The sequence below is a fragment of the Pseudomonas sp. NFXW11 genome, from assembly GCF_049887815.1.
GTDB lineage: Bacteria > Pseudomonadota > Gammaproteobacteria > Pseudomonadales > Pseudomonadaceae > Aquipseudomonas.
The window spans coordinates 197,770-213,847 of record NZ_JAGEKI010000006.1 but is presented as its reverse complement, the minus strand read 5'-3'; the positions used below and the strand labels follow the sequence as shown (position 1 = coordinate 213,847).

14 protein-coding genes are annotated in these 16,078 nt (G+C 67.3%); 7 read left to right on the top strand and 7 right to left on the bottom strand.

The features are described 5' to 3' along the window. Nucleotide 1 precedes the first annotated feature (1 nt). From J4P02_RS12035 to J4P02_RS12025, 3 genes are read left to right on the top strand one after another with little or no spacing between them, the layout of a single operon-like run. On the top strand, nt 2-1,114 hold the full coding sequence (locus J4P02_RS12035) for an ABC transporter substrate-binding protein (protein WP_426190389.1): 1,113 nt from the start codon (nt 2-4) through the stop codon (nt 1,112-1,114). Further along, entirely contained in the window at nt 1,111-2,175 is a 1,065-nt protein-coding gene (locus tag J4P02_RS12030) for a FecCD family ABC transporter permease (RefSeq protein ID WP_426190387.1), read from the top strand. The genes J4P02_RS12035 and J4P02_RS12030 overlap by 4 nt, the downstream gene beginning before the upstream one ends. Next, nucleotides 2,172-2,951, top strand: coding sequence for an ABC transporter ATP-binding protein (locus tag J4P02_RS12025; protein WP_426190385.1), 780 nt, complete (start codon nt 2,172-2,174; stop codon nt 2,949-2,951). The genes J4P02_RS12030 and J4P02_RS12025 overlap by 4 nt, the downstream gene beginning before the upstream one ends. Nucleotides 2,952-2,955: 4 nt before the next feature. Here J4P02_RS12025 and J4P02_RS12020 read toward each other — a convergent pair whose 3' ends face one another. The 5 genes from J4P02_RS12020 to J4P02_RS12000 form a co-directional block, all read right to left on the bottom strand. Further along, complete coding sequence (locus J4P02_RS12020; RefSeq protein ID WP_426190383.1) at nt 2,956-3,753, bottom strand: transglutaminase domain-containing protein; 798 nt, start codon at nt 3,751-3,753, stop codon at nt 2,956-2,958. Then, on the bottom strand, nt 3,750-4,700 hold the full coding sequence (locus tag J4P02_RS12015; RefSeq protein ID WP_426190381.1) for an alpha-E domain-containing protein: 951 nt from the start codon (nt 4,698-4,700) through the stop codon (nt 3,750-3,752). Before J4P02_RS12015 ends, J4P02_RS12020 begins: the two co-directional genes overlap by 4 nt. Nucleotides 4,701-4,703: 3 nt before the next feature. Beyond that, on the bottom strand, nt 4,704-6,113 hold the full coding sequence (locus tag J4P02_RS12010) for a circularly permuted type 2 ATP-grasp protein (protein ID WP_426190379.1): 1,410 nt from the start codon (nt 6,111-6,113) through the stop codon (nt 4,704-4,706). Nucleotides 6,114-6,581: 468 nt separating this feature from the next. After that, nucleotides 6,582-7,082, bottom strand: coding sequence for an AAA family ATPase (locus J4P02_RS12005; protein ID WP_426190377.1), 501 nt, complete (start codon nt 7,080-7,082; stop codon nt 6,582-6,584). Nucleotides 7,083-7,150: 68 nt separating this feature from the next. Continuing rightward, the gene (locus tag J4P02_RS12000; protein WP_426190375.1) at nt 7,151-8,341 is read right to left on the bottom strand and encodes an EAL domain-containing response regulator; all 1,191 of its coding nucleotides are present in this window, start codon (nt 8,339-8,341) and stop codon (nt 7,151-7,153) included. A 260-nt stretch (nt 8,342-8,601) separates the two neighbouring features. Between J4P02_RS12000 and J4P02_RS11995 the strand changes: the two genes are divergently transcribed. Beyond that, nucleotides 8,602-12,204 (top strand): transporter substrate-binding domain-containing protein, encoded by a 3,603-nt coding sequence (locus J4P02_RS11995; RefSeq protein WP_426190373.1) that lies wholly within the window; start codon nt 8,602-8,604, stop codon nt 12,202-12,204. 14 nt (nt 12,205-12,218) lie between these two features. On the opposite strand, the gene J4P02_RS11990 is transcribed toward J4P02_RS11995, so the two are convergent. Continuing rightward, nucleotides 12,219-12,974: an ArsR/SmtB family transcription factor gene (locus J4P02_RS11990; RefSeq protein ID WP_426190371.1), complete on the bottom strand. Its 756-nt coding sequence runs from the start codon at nt 12,972-12,974 to the stop codon at nt 12,219-12,221. Between the two features lie 81 nt (nt 12,975-13,055). On the opposite strand from J4P02_RS11990, the gene J4P02_RS11985 reads away from it, so the two are divergent. The 3 genes from J4P02_RS11985 to J4P02_RS11975 are packed head-to-tail and all read left to right on the top strand — an operon-like array spanning nt 13,056 to nt 15,089. After that, nucleotides 13,056-14,198, top strand: a complete 1,143-nt coding sequence (locus J4P02_RS11985) for a cytochrome P450 (protein WP_426190369.1) — start codon at nt 13,056-13,058, stop codon at nt 14,196-14,198. Further along, on the top strand, nt 14,195-14,563 hold the full coding sequence (locus J4P02_RS11980; RefSeq protein ID WP_426190367.1) for an antibiotic biosynthesis monooxygenase family protein: 369 nt from the start codon (nt 14,195-14,197) through the stop codon (nt 14,561-14,563). The genes J4P02_RS11985 and J4P02_RS11980 overlap by 4 nt, the downstream gene beginning before the upstream one ends. 31 nt (nt 14,564-14,594) lie before the next feature. Next, complete coding sequence (locus J4P02_RS11975; RefSeq protein WP_426190365.1) at nt 14,595-15,089, top strand: DUF1543 domain-containing protein; 495 nt, start codon at nt 14,595-14,597, stop codon at nt 15,087-15,089. Here the strand turns inward: J4P02_RS11975 and J4P02_RS11970 are convergent. Beyond that, nucleotides 15,071-16,024, bottom strand: coding sequence for a LysR substrate-binding domain-containing protein (locus J4P02_RS11970; protein ID WP_426190363.1), 954 nt, complete (start codon nt 16,022-16,024; stop codon nt 15,071-15,073). The genes J4P02_RS11975 and J4P02_RS11970 overlap by 19 nt on opposite strands. Nucleotides 16,025-16,078: the final 54 nt, after the last annotated feature.

The window sequence follows — 16,078 nt, the reverse complement described above, 5'->3', positions numbered from 1 at the left end:
CATGTTCAATGCCTGCAAACCGCCGAGCTGGCTCGGCGCCCTGCTGCTGGCCGCCGGCCTGCTCGCCGCCGGCAGCGCCAATGCCGTGGTGGTCACCGATGTGCTCGGGCGCCAAGTGGATATCCCGCACCCGGCGCAACGGGTGGTGCTCGGCGAAGGCCGGCTGCTGGGCGCCCTGGCCCTGCTCGACCGCGATAACCCAAGCGCCCGGGTGGTGGGCTGGCAGAACGATATGCGCCAGCTCGACCCTCACAGCTTTGCCGCCTATGCCCGGGCCTTTGCGCAGATCGAGCAGATCCCGCTGATCGGCCAGGCCTCGGAACAGAGCGTCAGCGTGGAAAAGATCCTCGCCCTCAAGCCCGACCTCGCGGTGTTCAGCATCGCCGGCCATGGCCCCACCGAGCACAGCCCGGTGGCCGATGTGCTGGCCCAGGCCGGGGTGCCGGTGCTGTTCGTGGATTTCCGGGTCAACCCCATCAGCGGCACCCGTACCAGCCTCGAGGCCCTGGGCCAGGCCCTGGACCGCGAGCCGCAGGCCAAGGCCTACCTGGCCTTCTACCAGCAGCACCTGCAGGCGGTTACCGAACGCCTGCAAGGGCTGACTGAAGCCCAGCGGCCCAAGGTCTTCCTGGAACTGCTGGCGGGGGTCTGGCAGGCGCCGGGGCACACCACCGGCAGCAGCGGCATGGGCGAGCTGATCCGCGCCGCGGGCGGGCGCAATATCGCCGCTGGGGTGGTGCCCGGAGCCCTGGGCGATATCAGTGTGGAGTTCGCGCTCAAGGCCGACCCGGATCTCTACATCGCCAGTGGCAACAACCCGCCGGGGGTGACCCTGGGCGCCGGCGTCAGCCTTGAACAGGCCCAGGCCTCCCTGGCCAAGGTGCTGGCGCGCCCGCAGTTCAGCCAGCTGCGGCCGATCCGCGACGGACAAGGCCACGGGCTCTGGCACGACTTCTACAACTCGCCCTACAACATCCTGGCCCTGGAGCTGCTGGCCAAGTGGACCCATCCCGAGCGCTTTGCCGACCTCGACCCGCAGCAGACCCGGGCGCAACTCAACCGCGAGTTCCTGAAGATCCCACTGGACGGCCAGTACTGGGTCGACGCGCCATGACCGACCTGTCCCTGGCGCAGCCGCCCGCCGCACTGCTGAAGGGCCACCGGCAACGCCTGCAGCGACGCCTGTGGCTGCTGGCAGCCCTGGCTGCAGCGCTGCTGTTGGCCCTGGCCCTGGACCTGGCCAGCGGCCCTTCGGGCTTGGGCCTGGCAGCCTTGCTGGACGGCGTGCTGCACCCCGGCCAACTGAGTGCCACCGACCGGGTGATCATCTGGAACGTGCGCCTGCCCTATGCGCTGATGGCGCTGCTGGTGGGCGCGGCGCTGTCCCTGGCCGGGGCCGAGATGCAAGCGATCCTCGACAATCCCCTGGCCAGCCCCTTCACCCTGGGGGTGTCGTCGGCGGCGGCGCTGGGCGCTTCGCTGGTGATTGTGTTTCCCCTGGGCGGGCTGTGGCTGAGCCAGAACGCGGCGATTTCCCTGGCCGCCTTCGTCTTTGCCTGCGCCTCGGTGCTGCTCCTGCAGTTGATGTCGCGACTGCGCGGCGCCGGGGCCCAGAGCCTGGTGCTGCTGGGCATCGCCCTGGTGTTCAGCTGCAACGCGGTGGTGGCGCTGCTGCAGATGATGGCCACCGAGGACATCCTCCAGCAGCTGATTTTCTGGACCCTGGGCAGCGTCACCCGGGCCGACTGGCCCAAGCTGCTGATCCTGGCCACGGTGCTGGCCCTGGTGCTGCCCTTCTCCTGCGCGGCGGCGCCGTCCCTGACCTTGCTGCGCATGGGCCAGGACCGAGCCCAGAGCCTGGGGGTCAATGTACGGCGCCTGCGTTTCCTCGCCTTGCTGCGCATCAGCCTGCTCAGCGCGGTGGCGGTGGCCTTTGTCGGCACCATAGGTTTCGTCGGCCTGGTAGGACCGCATATCGCCCGCCTGCTGGTGGGCGAGGACCAGCGTTTCGTGCTCCCGGCCAGCGCCCTGGTGGGCGCCCTGCTGCTGTCGCTGTCGTCCCTGGCGAGCAAGTGGCTGATGCCCGGCATGGTGGTGCCGGTGGGCATAGTCACGTCCCTGGTGGGGGTGCCGTTTTTCGTTCTCCTGGTGTTCAAACGCGGAAGCTCGACATGAACTCATCCCCCGGCCTGTGCGCCGATGCTCTGGGCGTGCGCCACGGGCGCCGGCCGATCATCCACGACCTGTCCCTGCCGCTGCTGCAACCCGGCAGCGTCACCGCCGTGCTCGGCCCCAACGGCGCCGGAAAATCCAGCCTGCTGCGGGCCATGGCCGGCCTGCACCCACTGCAGGGTTCATTGCGCCTGGACGGCGTCGAACTCGCTGACTATTCGTTGCAGGAGCGCTCGCGGCGGGTGCTGTACATGCCCCAGAGCCTGCCCGCGAGCCTGGACCTGTGCGTGCTCGACTGCCTGCTCGCGGCCCTGGACAGCGCTGCGAGCCGCGAGCAGCGCCTGATCCGCGCCTTCGCCGCCCTGCAACAGGTGGGCATTGCGGCCCTGGCCGACCAGTTGCTCAGTCGCCTGTCCGGCGGCCAGCGCCAACTGGTCAGCCTGGCCCAGGTGCTGGTGCTCCAGCCGCGGGTGATGCTGCTGGACGAACCCACCAGCGCCCTCGACCCGGGCTTTCAGCTCAAGGTCATGCACTGCGTCCGGGCCCAGGTCGAACAGCAGCAGTGCATTGCCCTGATGGTGCTGCACGACATCAACCTGGCGGCGCGCTTTGCCGACACCCTGGCGGTGCTCTGGCAAGGTCGGCTGTACGCTTGCGGCACACCACGCCAGGTGCTGACCCGCCAGCTGTTCCAGGAGGTGTACGGGGTGCAGGCGCGGGTCGAACCGCTGCCCGGCACCAGCAAGCTGCAGGTGATAGTCGAGCACGCCCTGGACTGAGCGCCTACTGGTGCTGCACCTGCAGCTGCGAGCTGACCTGCACCCGCGCCTGCATCTGCTCGGCGCCGCCACCCCGGCGCATGCCGCGCACCGGGCAGGCGTCCAGGTAATCCAGGCCCACCGCCAGTTTCAGGTGCCGCTCGGGGCGCGCCAGGCGGTTGCTCACATCGAAGCTGTACCAGCCGTCGTCGAGCCAGGCCTCGGCCCAGGCATGGCTGGCCAGGTGGCTTTGATCCTCGGTGCACAGGTAGCCGGAAACGTAGCGCGCGGGAATCCCCAGGCTGCGGGCGCAAGCGAGGAAGGCATGGGTGTGGTCCTGACAGACCCCGGCCGCCCCGGCAAAGGCTTCGGCCGCGGTGCTGCCAACACCGGTGGCGCCAGGGCTATAGGGCATGTGCTCGGCCAGGGCCTGCATCAAATCGATCAGCGCCACGCGGTCGCGACGCTCGCCGCAATGCCGTCGGGCGAAGGCACTCAGCGCCTCGTCGGCGCGGCTCAGCGGGCTGCTGCGCAAGAACGGCAGCGGCGAACGGCTGTCACCCTCCACTTCGCGCTCGCCATCGATCTGCACCTGGCCAAAGGCCGTGAGGACAATCGCGCCATGGGGTTCGTCGAGGGTCATCACGTGCAGGATGTTGCCATAGGGATCGCGCTGGGCACGCACCTGCCGCGGCAGTTCCAGGTACCAGTCGAGAATCCGCTGGCGCGGGCTGTCCTGGGGCGTCAGGCGCAGGAACTGGATGCTGGTGCAGACCTCGTCGGCGTAGCTGTAGGTCGTGTCGTGACGAATGGACAGGTTCATACCACCTCCAGATAGGATTCATGCACGGTCTGCCCCAGGTGGCGGATCTGCCCGATGCAGTCGGTGAGCCACTGGTGCAGCCCGGAAGCGAGAATCTCCTCGATCCCGGTGTAGCGCAGGCGCGCGTTGAGTTCGGCGGCCAGGCGTTGCGCCGGGCGGCCATTGTCCCCCGGCAGGCTGGCCAGCAACTGGTCCAGTTCCTCGACGCAGGCATGCAGCGAGCGCGGCACATCGGCGCGCAACAGCAGCATCTCCGACACCTGCTCGGCCCCCGGGGCATTGCGGTAGATCTCGTTGAACGCCTCGAACGAGGACAGGGCGCGGAGCAAGGCGCTCCACTGGTAGTAGCCGCGGGCCGAGTCGTCGCTGACTTCCTCGGATTCCTCGCCGAACATTTCATAGCGCGCATCCAGCAGGCGCAGGGTGTTGTCGGCGCGCTCGATAAAGGTCCCCAGGCGAATGAAGCGATAGGCATCGTTGCGCATGATGGTGCCGGCGGTGGCGCCGCGGAACAGGTGCGAACGTTCCTTGACCCATTCGCAGAACTGGCTGATGCCGTAGCGCCCCAGGCCATTGCCGGCGATATTGCGCATTTCCAGCCAGGTGGCGTTGATGTTTTCCCACATGTCGGCAGTGATCCGCCCACGCACCGCGTGGGCGTTGCTGCGGGCCGCCTGCAGGCAGCAATAGAGGCTGCCGGGATTGCTCGCGTCGAGGGCGAAGAAATGCAGCATGCGCTCGCTGTTGAGTTCGCCGTGGCGCTGCTGGTAGTCGTCCAGGGTGCCGGCGGCCAGCAGTGACATGGCCAGTTCGGCGCGGCCGTCGCCGCGCCCGGCTTGGGGCATCAGCGACAGCGAGTAACTGACCTCGAGCATGCGCGCCAGGTTCTCGGCACGCTCCAGGTAGCGGGACATCCAGTACAGATCGGCTGCGGTTCTTGAAAGCATGCGTCAGTCCTCCACCACCCAGGTGTCCTTGGTGCCGCCGCCCTGGGACGAGTTCACCACCAGCGAGCCTTCACGCAGCGCCACCCGGGTCAGGCCGCCAGGCACCAGGCGGGTTTCCCGGCCGGACAGGACGAACGGCCGCAAATCGATATGCCGCGGCGCGATGCCGCTTTCGACAAAGGTCGGGCAGGTGGACAGCGACAAGGTCGGCTGGGCGATATAGGCCTCGGGGCGGGCCTTGAGCCGGGTGCGGAATTCTTCGATCTCGGCCGCGGTGGCGGCCGGCCCCACCAACATGCCGTAGCCGCCGGAGCCCTGGGTTTCCTTGACCACCAGGTCCCCCAGGTTGGCCAGCACATGGGACAGCTCGGCAGGCTTGCGGCACTGCCAGGTGGGCACATTGTTGAGGATCGGTTCCTCGCTGAGGTAGAAGCGGATCATCTCGTCCACATAGGGGTAGATCGACTTGTCATCGGCCACCCCGGTGCCCACGGCGTTGGCCAGCACCACGTTGCCCGAGCGGTAGGCGGCAATCAGCCCGGGCACCCCGAGCATCGAGTCGGGGTTGAACGACAGCGGGTCGAGGTAGGCGTCGTCGAGCCGGCGGTAGATCACGTCCACCGCCTGGGCGCCGGCGGTGGTGCGCATGAACACCCGGTCGTCGCGAACGAACAGGTCGGCGCCTTCCACCAGTTCCACGCCCATCTCCCGGGCCAGGAACGCATGTTCGAAATAGGCACTGTTGAAGCGCCCGGGGGTCAGCACCACCACCGTCGGGTGCTCCAGGGGGCTGGCGCTTTTCAGGGTGTCGAGCAGCAGGTTGGGGTAATGGTCGATGGGCGCGATGCGCTGGGCGGCGAACAGCTCGGGGAACAGGCGCATCATCATCTTGCGGTCTTCGAGCATGTAGCTGACGCCGCTGGGGGTGCGCAGGTTGTCTTCGAGCACGTAGTAGCGGCCGTCGCCGTCGCGCACCAGGTCGACCCCGGCGATATGCGCGTAGAGATCCCGGTGCAGGTCCAGGCCCTGCATGGCCACCTGGTAACCCTCGTTGGCCAGCACCTGCTCGGCGGGAATCAGGCCTTCCTTGAGAATCCGCTGGTCGTGGTAGATATCCGCGAGGAACAGGTTCAGCGCCTGCACCCGCTGGATGCAGCCGCGCTCCACGCTGCGCCACTCGCTGGCCTTGATGCTGCGGGGAATGATGTCGAAGGGAATCAGCCGTTCGGTGCCCTGCTCGTCGCCGTACAGGGTGAAGGTGATGCCGGCGCGGTGGAACAGCAGGTCGGCTTCGCGGCGGCGCTGCTCCAGCAACTCCAGGGGGGTGTCCGCCAACCAGCGGGCGAAGGCTTGGTAATGGGGTCGACAGGTGCCGCCGGCAGCGTACATCTCATCGAAAAAAGCGCGGGACATAGCCAACTCCTTGCCGTGATGGGCACGGCCTCTTATCTGAACCCTGTGTGTGCGTGACCCGGCCTTGAATCTGCAGGGATCATCGATCCCGGACTGCTGGACACCTCCCGAACCTGATGCCTGGGCAACCCCTGCTGCCCTGTTGCAACAGAGATAGCAATCGCTATGCCGCAAATGCCCCGGCAGCGCTGGAGACGGCGCAGGACAGGTAAAACCTGCAAAAAGCGACAAATAAATACAAAAAAGTGACTTAAACCCCGAGCCCTAGCCCCCGGACAGGCCCCGCGCCTGAAGCCTGGGCGCAGCGCCATGAGCGCAATCGGTGCAGAAAATCCGCGAGGCGGATCTTCTGCCCTGTTTTCGGGAGTTTTCCGCGCTCGGCACCGGCACTGGCCGTCAGCGCCCACAAAACACTGACTGTAGCTGCACCCAGGAGGTTCAAGGATTTGCTTGGCGATGCCTGTGCCGTCAGCCAAGGCCCGACAGGTGCGCAAGGATCAGCGCCACCGCCTGCTGCGGTGACAGTTGCGCGCTGTCCAGGCGCAACACTGGCCAGATCCAGGGCTGATAGTCGTGGTCGAGCACCGATTGCCAGCTGGGCTTTTGCAGCCCTGGCACATCCAGCTGGCGCTGTTCGACCCGCCGTCGATGCTCCAGCACATCGCTGCACAGCACCTCGATCTCCAGCAGTCCCACGCCCTGGTCCTGGGCCAGCCGCTGCCAGGCCGCGCGGCTTTCGGCCACCGGGTTGACGCAATCGGCCAGCACCGGGTTGCCCAGGGCCAGGTTGGCCGCGGCCAGTTGCAGGGCGATTTCGTAGCCGGCCGTGCCGACTTCGGCCAGGCCGGCATTGCGCAGGCCCTGTTCGAGGCTGTCGATACGCAGGTAAGTGGCCCGCAGTTGCGGCGCCAGGGCGCGGGCGATGGTGGTCTTGCCGGAGCCCGGCAATCCGCTGAAGACGATAAGCATGGGCAGTCCTTGCGGGTTCAGGGGCGGCCAGCTTCCAGGCTATGCCGGGCGCTGTAAAGCGGCGTGGCTCAATCCGTGGCCGGGCGGCGCGGCCAGGCCAGGAAATCGGCCTCGGCCATCGGCCGCGCGTACCAGTAGCCCTGGCCCAGGGTACAACCCAACTCCAGCAGCAGCTGTCGTTCGAGCTGAGTTTCCACGCCCTCCACCACCAGGCACATCTCCAGGTTGCGGGCCAGGGCCAGGGAGGCGCCGACCACCGCTCGGCAGCGAGGTTGGCGCAGCAGCTCACGGACGAAGTGGGCATCGAGCTTGATCTGGTTGAAGGGCAATTCGCACAGGCGTTGCAGGGAGGAATAACCGGCGCCGAAATCGTCGATGGCCAGGTTGCACTCCATCATGCGCAGGCGCACCAGGTTTTCCAGGCTGATGGCCGGGGCCTGCACCAGGCCGACCTCGGTGATCTCGAAGGTAACCAGGCGCGGCGGCACCCGTTGCTGCTCGATCACCTGGCGAATCTGCCCGACTGTCTCGCCATCGGCCAATTGTCGCGGCAGCAGGTTGAACGCCAGTTGCAACTCTTCGCCCTGATCAAGCAGGCGCCGCTGCAAGGCCATGCCCTGCTCCAGTTGCTGGCGAAACACTGCATCCAGCAAGCCCTGGGCCTCCAGCTCATCGATAAAGGCCGCCGGCGCCAGCACCCCGCGTTCGGGATGGCGCCAGCGCATCAGCACTTCGGCGCCCTGGCAGCTGGCGTGCTGCAAGTCGAACTTGGGCTGGTAGAACGGCACGAACTGGCCCTGCTCGACGCCCTGCACCAACGCCTCGCGGCTGACCGCGGCAAACGCCTGGGGCGCATTCACCGGCGCTTGCTGCTGGCGTTGCAGGTAGAGCTCGAGCATGGCTTGCAGGGCGGCCAGCTCGGCCGGCTTGCCCACATCGCCCAGCACGATCAGGCCCTGCAGGCTGATCATCTGCTGCACTGCGCGGCGCAGGTCGGCCTCGATCAGGCTGTAGAGAATCACCGCCCGCACCAACTGTTCCGCGCTGGCCCGGCGCAGGAATTCCAGGCCATCCATGCCCGGCATCTGCAGGTCGCACAACACGATGTCCGCCGGCCCCTGGGCACGCAGCAGGTGCAACGCCTCAAGGCCGTCGCCGGCAGCCAGGGGCGCAACCAGCCCCAGGCGCTGCAACTGTTCCAGGGCCAGCATCCGCTGCACCGGGTGGTCTTCGAGCACCAGGACTTTCAAGCTCTTCAAGTGCGGCTCCAGGAAGGCGTGACAACAATCGGCAGAGGCGGGAAAACAGCATCGCTAGCAGCAAGCGTATCGCTAAGCACCAGCCGGTCAAGGCGCCACCCCTACCTTCGGTCCAGTGCCTGTGCCGGGCTTGCCCTGGTGGCGGCACCCCGGGAAAATAGCCCGCTGGCGCCGCCCCCCTTGATCTATATTTACCCCCAGCTGCCTGCCGCCCTCGCCCCCAATACCTGCCTATCACCCTTACCCCACCAGGAGCCTCGATGCCTCGTTTTCTCCTGCCAGTGCTGATCTGGCTGGCATGCTTCCCGGCCTTCGGCGACAACCCGGTGCCCTTGCAGCTGCTCAACTACGAAACACCCCATCACCATGAACTGCCATTGGGCAATGACGACTGGCAGTGGCTGCGCAACAAGCGCGAGCTGGTGCTGGGCACTTCGCGGCAGAACCTGCCCCCCCTGGAGATGGTCAACGAGGCCAACGAATACGAAGGCATCAGCGCCGACTATGTCGGCCTGCTGGCCGATGCCCTGGGGGTGAAAATCAGCCTGCTGGCCTACGACAGTCGCGAACAGGCGTTCAATGCCCTGGCCAGGGGCGAAATCGATCTCATCGGCAGCGTAACCGCCAGCGAGGCCCAGCAACGCCACCTGCTGCTGAGCAGGAGCTACCTGATCAACCGCCCGACCCTGGTGGCGCGCCTGGGCGACTCGCCGCCGCTCAAGAGCGGGCTGGCCGGACGGCGCCTGGCCATTGCCCTGGACAGCATCACCGAGCCCGTGGCCCAGGCCATGTACCCCAAGGCTCGGATTGTCGCCTACCCCAGCGCGGATGCAGCCATGGCCGCGGTGGCCTTTGGCGACGCCGACGTGCTGCTGGGGGATGGGGTGTCGGCGCAGTTCCTGATCTCGCGCAACTACAGCGACTACCTGCGGATCATCTACAGCGGCCCGGCCAGCGTCTCCGGCTTCGCCTTCGCCGTGGCACCCGGCAACCAGCAGTTGCAGCACCTGCTCGATAGCGCCCTGCAGGCAGTGCATAAAGAGCAGGACATCAGCATCCGCAATCGCTGGGGCGACCGCCTGCTGCTGAGCCTGGAAAAGACCGAGCTCACCCCCGACGAGCAACGCTGGATCCACAACAACCCAGTGGTGCACATCGGCATCCATCGCTACCTGCCGCCCCTGTCCTACTTCGACACCGACGGCAACCACCTGGGCATCACCGCCGACCTGATCGCGATGCTTGAGGCCAAGACCGGGCTGAACTTCGAGATCGAGCCCCAGCCCAGCCTCAAAGACCTCAGCGACGCGGTGCGCGAGGGCCGGGTGCAAATGGTCGCCGACCTGGCGCGCAACCCGGAGCGCGAGAGCTACCTGCACTTCACCCGGCCCTACCTGGTGGGGCCTTACATGCTGATCACTCGCGACGAACCCCAGGCGCCGAAGACCCTCGAGGAAATGGCCGGCAAGACCCTGCTGATCGGCAGCGGCCATGCCCTGCTGCCGCTGCTGCGAGAGCGCTACCCGCAGATCCGCGTCCAGGAAGTGCAGACCAATTTCGAGGCCCTGACCCTGCTGCGCGAGCATCAGGGCGACGGCGCGGTGCAGGCCGAGATTTCCATCAGTTTCAACCGCCCGCGAATCAAGGAAGACCAGCTCAAGGTCAAGTCGACCCTGGACCTGCCCCTGCTCAACGAGTCGTTCGGCATTCGCCGCGACCAGTTGGAGCTGTTCACTATCATCGACAAGTCGCTGCGCAGCATCGCCCCCGACGCCATCACCGAGCTCAACAACCGCTGGCGCTCCAAGGCGGCAGTGGCCCCGCCCTCCTGGCGCGACTACCGCACCACCCTGTACCTGGCGGCCGCCGGTTGCGCGCTGCTGCTGCTGATCGCCCTGGCCTGGGGCTACGCCATGCGCCGCCAGGTCAGCCAGCGCGAACGCGCTGAACACGCCCTCAACGACCAGATGCGCTTTATGGACGCGCTGATCAACGGCACCCCCAACCCGATCTACGTGCGCGACCTGCAGCGGCGCCTGGTGATCTGCAACGACAGCTACCTCAAGGCCCTGGGCAGCGACCGGCAGAGCGTGCTGGGCACCACCCTGGAGGAACTGGCGGTGCCCGAGGCCCGCGAGTTCGCGGTGGATTTCCAGACCATCCTCGACGGCGGCCAGCCGTTGCTGATCGACCGCCAGGTGCACATCCGCGGCCAGCGCCTGAACATCTACCACTGGATGCTGCCGTACCGGAACGCCCAGGGCGAAATCCAGGGCATCATCGGTGGCTGGCTGGACATCAGCGAGCGCCAGCAACTGCTGGACGAACTGACCCAGGCCAAGAACGACGCCGACAAGGCCAACCGGGCCAAGACCACCTTCCTGGCCACCATGAGCCACGAGATCCGCACCCCCATGAGCGCGGTGATCGGCATGCTCGAACTGGCCCTCAAGCGCGCCGACCAGGGCCAGCTCGACCGCGCCTCGATCGAGGTGGCCTACGGTTCGGCCCAGGGCCTGCTAGAGCTGATCGGCGACATCCTGGATATCGCCCGGATCGAAAGCGGGCGCCTGAGCCTGAGCTCCGAACGCGCCCAGCTGCGCGAGTTGGTGGAGTCGGTGTTCCGGGTGTTCGATGGCCTGGCGCGGCAGAAGGGCCTGCGCCTGGAGCTGGACCTGGACAGCAGCGCCAATGGCGAGGTGCTGGTGGACCCGCTGCGCTTCAAGCAAATCCTGTCGAACCTGGTGAGCAACGCGATCAAGTTCACCGAACAGGGCGAGGTGCAGATCCGCCTCAGCGCCGAAAGCCCGGAACCCGGCCTGCTGCAGTTGCTGCTGACGGTCCGCGACAGCGGCATCGGCATTGCCGCAGAAGACCAGCAACGCCTGTTCCAGCCCTTCAGCCAGGTGCCCGGCCAGCATCAGGACGCCCGCTCCGGCACCGGCCTGGGGCTGGTGATCTGCCGCACCCTGTGCGAGATGATGGGCGGCCAACTGAGCCTGGAAAGCCGGCCCGGGCACGGCACCCTGGCCCGGGTGCAACTGCGCCTGAGCCGCCTCGAGCCCCTGCCCCAGGCGCCGGCACCGGTTGTGCCGGCGGCCGCCCCCGAGGCCGAGCGGGCACCGCTGCATATCCTGGTGGTGGACGACAGCCAGGCCAATCGGCAACTGCTCTGCGAACAGTTGCGCTATCTGGACTATTCATTGAGCCAGGCGCAGAACGGCGCCGAGGCGCTGCGGATCTGGCAGCGGGAAACCTTCGACCTGGTGATCACCGACTGCAATATGCCGGTGCTCAACGGCTATCAACTGGCCGCGCAGATCCGTGCCGCCGAGCAGGCCGAGGGCCGACCGGCGGTGCAGATCTTCGGTTTCACCGCCAATGTCCAGCCCGAGGAAGAACAGCGTTGCCTGGACGCCGGGATGAATGGCTGCATCTTCAAGCCCATCGCCCTACCGGAGCTGGACCGCCGCCTGCGCCAGTTGCCGATCCTGCCGCGCAGGCCGCTGCGGGCCGGCAGCCAGCGCTATGACATCCAGCAACTGGACCACCTCACCGGCGGCGATCCGCAGTCCACCCAGCGCGTGCTGCAGGGGCTGCACCAGAGCAACCAGCAAGACCTGGCCCAGGTGCGCCAACTGCTGGCCGGCAACGCCAGCCAGGGCGCCGCGGAACTGGCCCACCGCATCCGTGGCGCGGCACGGATCATCCGCGCCCGGGACCTGATCGACGGCTGCGAACACCTGGAACAGATCTGCCGCGAAGCCGCCGACCCGCAGCAGATCAAACTCGCCCTGACCCACCTGGAGCAGGCCATGGTCGACCTCGACCGTGACCTGCGCGAAGCCCTGGCTTCCGGCTGATCAGCCGCCGGCCCTCACTCCGCCAGGCTCAGCAGTTCGCGACTGGCGGAGGAGGTCAGCGGCCGCGAGGGTTGAATCAGCGCCATGCTGAAGCGCTTGCTGATATAGCGCCCGCCGGTGGCGGTGAGGGTCAGGGCCCGGCTGTCCAGGTCACGGGTCAGCCACTTGCGTTCGAGCAGCGCCTGCAACAGCGCCGCGCCCAGGGCCCCACCCAGGTGCGGGCGACGCATGCTCCAGTCCAGGCACGGACAGGCGAAGCGCCGGCGCAGGCTCTTGAGCTCGGCCACTTCAATGCCCAGGCCACGGAAGAACTCCTCGCCGCTGGCGCTGACCCGGTACTCCTCGCCCTCGCCGTCCAGCAGCAGCCAGCCGGCTTCGAGCATGCGGTCGTGCAGTTGCACGCCGAGGGTGCCCGCCAGGTGGTCGTAGCAGGTGCGGGCGAACTGCAAGCGGTCCGGGGTTCGCGGGGTGAAGGTCCGGCTGCTGCCCTGGGCGATCACCATCAAGGACTCCAGGGCCTGGGCCACCAGCGGGTCGCCGAGGGCGTAATAGCGATGCCGGCCCTGCACCCGCACCCGCAACAGGCCCGCCTCCTTGAGCTTGGCCAGGTGGGCGCTGGCGGTGGAGGTGCTGACCTCGGCAATCGCCGCCAATTCGGTGCTGGTGCGCGCGTGGCCGTCCATCAGCGCACAGAGCATGCGGGTGCGGGCCGGCTCGGCAATCGCCGCCGCCACATGGGAAAGTCCCAGGTCGTTCTGCACTACATTCATATTTCGCTCCATGACGAATCGTGTCTTCGAAAGGATGAGGATAGTAGCAACCTGGATATCTGCCGAACAAAGAGACAAATCATGGACCCGATCAGCGCTGCTACCCATTTCGACCCCTACCACTGCCACTACACCCGCCTGCGCGAACAGGGCGGCCTGAGCTACGACTCGACCCTGGGCCTGTGGCTCGCCAGTACGGCCGCCGCGGTGGCGGCGGTGCTCGCCCACCCGGCCTGTCGGGTACGCCCGGCCCAGGAACCGGTGCCCCGGGCCATCGCCGGGCGCCCGGCCGGGGAAGTGTTCGCGCGGCTGATGCGGATGAACGATGGCCCGCGCCACGCCTGCCCACGAGCCGCCATGGCGCCCATGCTGGAAGACGCCGCAAGCATCGACCTGGGTCCCTGGCTGGCCCGCTGGCGCCCGGCCCTGAGTGCGCCGGGCTGCGCCGCCGACCTGCAACGCTGGCAATTTCGCCTGCCGGTGGCGCTGCTGGCGGGCTTGCTGGGTGTAGCGCAGGAGCACTGCGAGGAACTGGCCCGGCGCACTGGCGAATTCGTCGCCTGCTTCTCGCCCCTGGCCAGCGCGGAACAAGTGCAGGCCGCCGACCGCGCCGCCCAGTACCTGAGCAGCAGCATGCAGGCGCTGGTGGAGGCTCCGGTCCACAGCCCCTGGCTGAGGCGTATCCTCGCGCAGCGTGGCGCACTCGAACCGCTGGACCTGCAAGCCAATCTGCTGGGCCTGCTGGCCCAGGCCCACGATGCCTGCGCCGGGCTGCTGGGCAATGCCCTGATCGCCCTGTTGGCCGACCCGGCGCTGCGCCAGCAACTGGCCAGCGATCCCCACGCGCTGCAGGCCTGGCTGCTGCAACGCCAGCGCCTGGACCCGCCGGTACACAACACCCGGCGCTTTATCGCCGAGGACTGCAGCCTGCTGGGGGTCGAGCTGCGCGCCGGCGACTGCGTGCTGGTGCTGCTGGCGGCGGCCAATCACGACCCGGCCCTGACAGCGCTTAGCGACCACGACCCGGCGCGGCTGGGCTTCAGCTTCGGCGCCGGGGTACACCGCTGCCCGGGCCGGGGCCTGGCGCTGAACCTGGTGCACAGCCTGCTGCATCAACTGTTGCAGGCGCCGAACCTGGCACAGCTGGCGTTGAGCTGGGATTACCAACCTTCGGTCAATGGCCGCATCCCCAGGTTCAGCGACCTTGGCGAGGTCGGCCAATGATCGCGGTGATCTTTGAAGTTGTGCCCCATGCAGCAGGGCGCGAGCACTACCTGGCCCTGGCCGCGGCCCTCAAGCAGGAACTCGAAGGCCTCGACGGCTTCATTGCCATCGAGCGATTCCAGAGCCTGAGCCAGCCCGATAAACTGCTGTCCCTGTCGTTCTGGCGTGATGAACAGGCCGTGGCGGGCTGGCGCCGGCTGGAATCCCATCGCCGGGCTCAGGCCCTGGGCCGTGACTCGCTGTTCGCCGATTACCGGCTGCGGGTCGCCGGGGTGCTGCGCGACTATGGCCTGCACCAGCGCCAGCAGGCTCCCGAAGACAGCCGCCAAGCGCATGAAGCCAGGCACTCCGGGCCGCAGCGATAAAGCCAGTGCGAACGCAACCTGAGGAATCTGCATGCTGTTTGTGGTGATGCTGGGGGGCAAGCACCCCCGGGCGAATATCGAAGTCCATGATGTGCGCTTTGTGCTGGGCGAAAGCCTGGAGGCGGCTTACCCGCAGTTGCGCGAAGGCTGGTTCGGCAAGCCCCGGGGCCTGCATATCGACTCCTGGATGCGGGTCGACGGGGTCGAGGGCTACAAGGTCGAACTCAGCCCCCTGGCCCCGGCGCCGGACACCCCGCGCCTGTTCTTCCTCAACCTGGGCGGCTACGAGGCAGGCCGCTTCGGCGAGGCCCACAGCTACCTGCTGGTAGTGGCTCGCGACCCGCTCGAAGCCAAGGCCAAGGGCAAGCGGCAGATGCTCGCCCATTGGCACAAGGCCCATACCGATGCCCTGTTGGATGTCGATGATTGCCTGCCGATCGACCAGTTGGAGGGGCGCTATATCCATCTGGTGCCGGGGCCACACCAGGGGCTGGTGCAGCATAACGACTACATCGTTATCGGCTGAGTAGCGGACGCGATGTAGTGCAGCTCGAAGTCGTCGATGCGGGTCACCTGGCTCAGCAGGAAACTGCGCAGGCGGGCGATGGCCTCCTGGCGCGGCCCGTCGCGCAGCCACACCAGGTAGTAGGCATCCCCCGAGGCCACGGCGTGGGGAAAGGGCAGGCCGACCCGTCCGCAACGGATATCCTCCGCCACCAGGTGCAGGTCGCCAATGGACAGGCCGTGCCCGCCCATGGCTGCGGAAATCGCCTGGTCCAGGGTGTCGAAGACATTGCCCCGATCCAGCCGCACCTGCTCCGCCAGGCCTGGGCTCGGCTGGCCCTGCAACCAGCGGCGCCAGTCGCGACGATCCGCCGAGGGGTGGATCAGTTCGGCCTCCCGTAGCCGCGCCAGGGTCCAGGCCGGCCCCTCCAGCACCTGCGGCGGGCCGATGGGAATCAGCCACTCATCGAACAGCTTGCAAGCCTCGACCCCGGCACCGAACTGGCCGTTGCCCAGGAGAATCGCGCAGTCGTAGGGCTCGGCGTAGAAGTCCACATGGTCGAAGTCCATCCAGACGCTGGCCATCTGCACCGCCAGCGCCGGCTGCTCCTGCTTGAGCCGTTCCAGCACCCGCAACAGCCAGCGCATGGTCAGGGTCGAAGGCGCCTTGAGGCGCAATTGGCCACTGTTGGCGCGCAACGGCAGGCAGGCGTCCTCGATAATACGAAAGCCGGACTTCAACTCCCGGGCCAGGCGCTGGCCCACTTCGGTCAGCACCAGGCGCGGGCCATGGCGCTCGAACAGGCGGCAGCCAAACTGGTTTTCCAGGGTACGGATATGCCGGCTGATGGCGCTCTGGGTCAGGCACAGTTCTTCGGCGGCGCGGGTGAAGGAGCTGGAACGGGCCGCCACTTCAAAGGCGCGCAAGGCGTAGAGCGGCGGCAGGGACTCGACCACGGGCAGGCACTCATGATGATAAAAAATCATAGTAGGTCACAGCTTTTTGCGTTT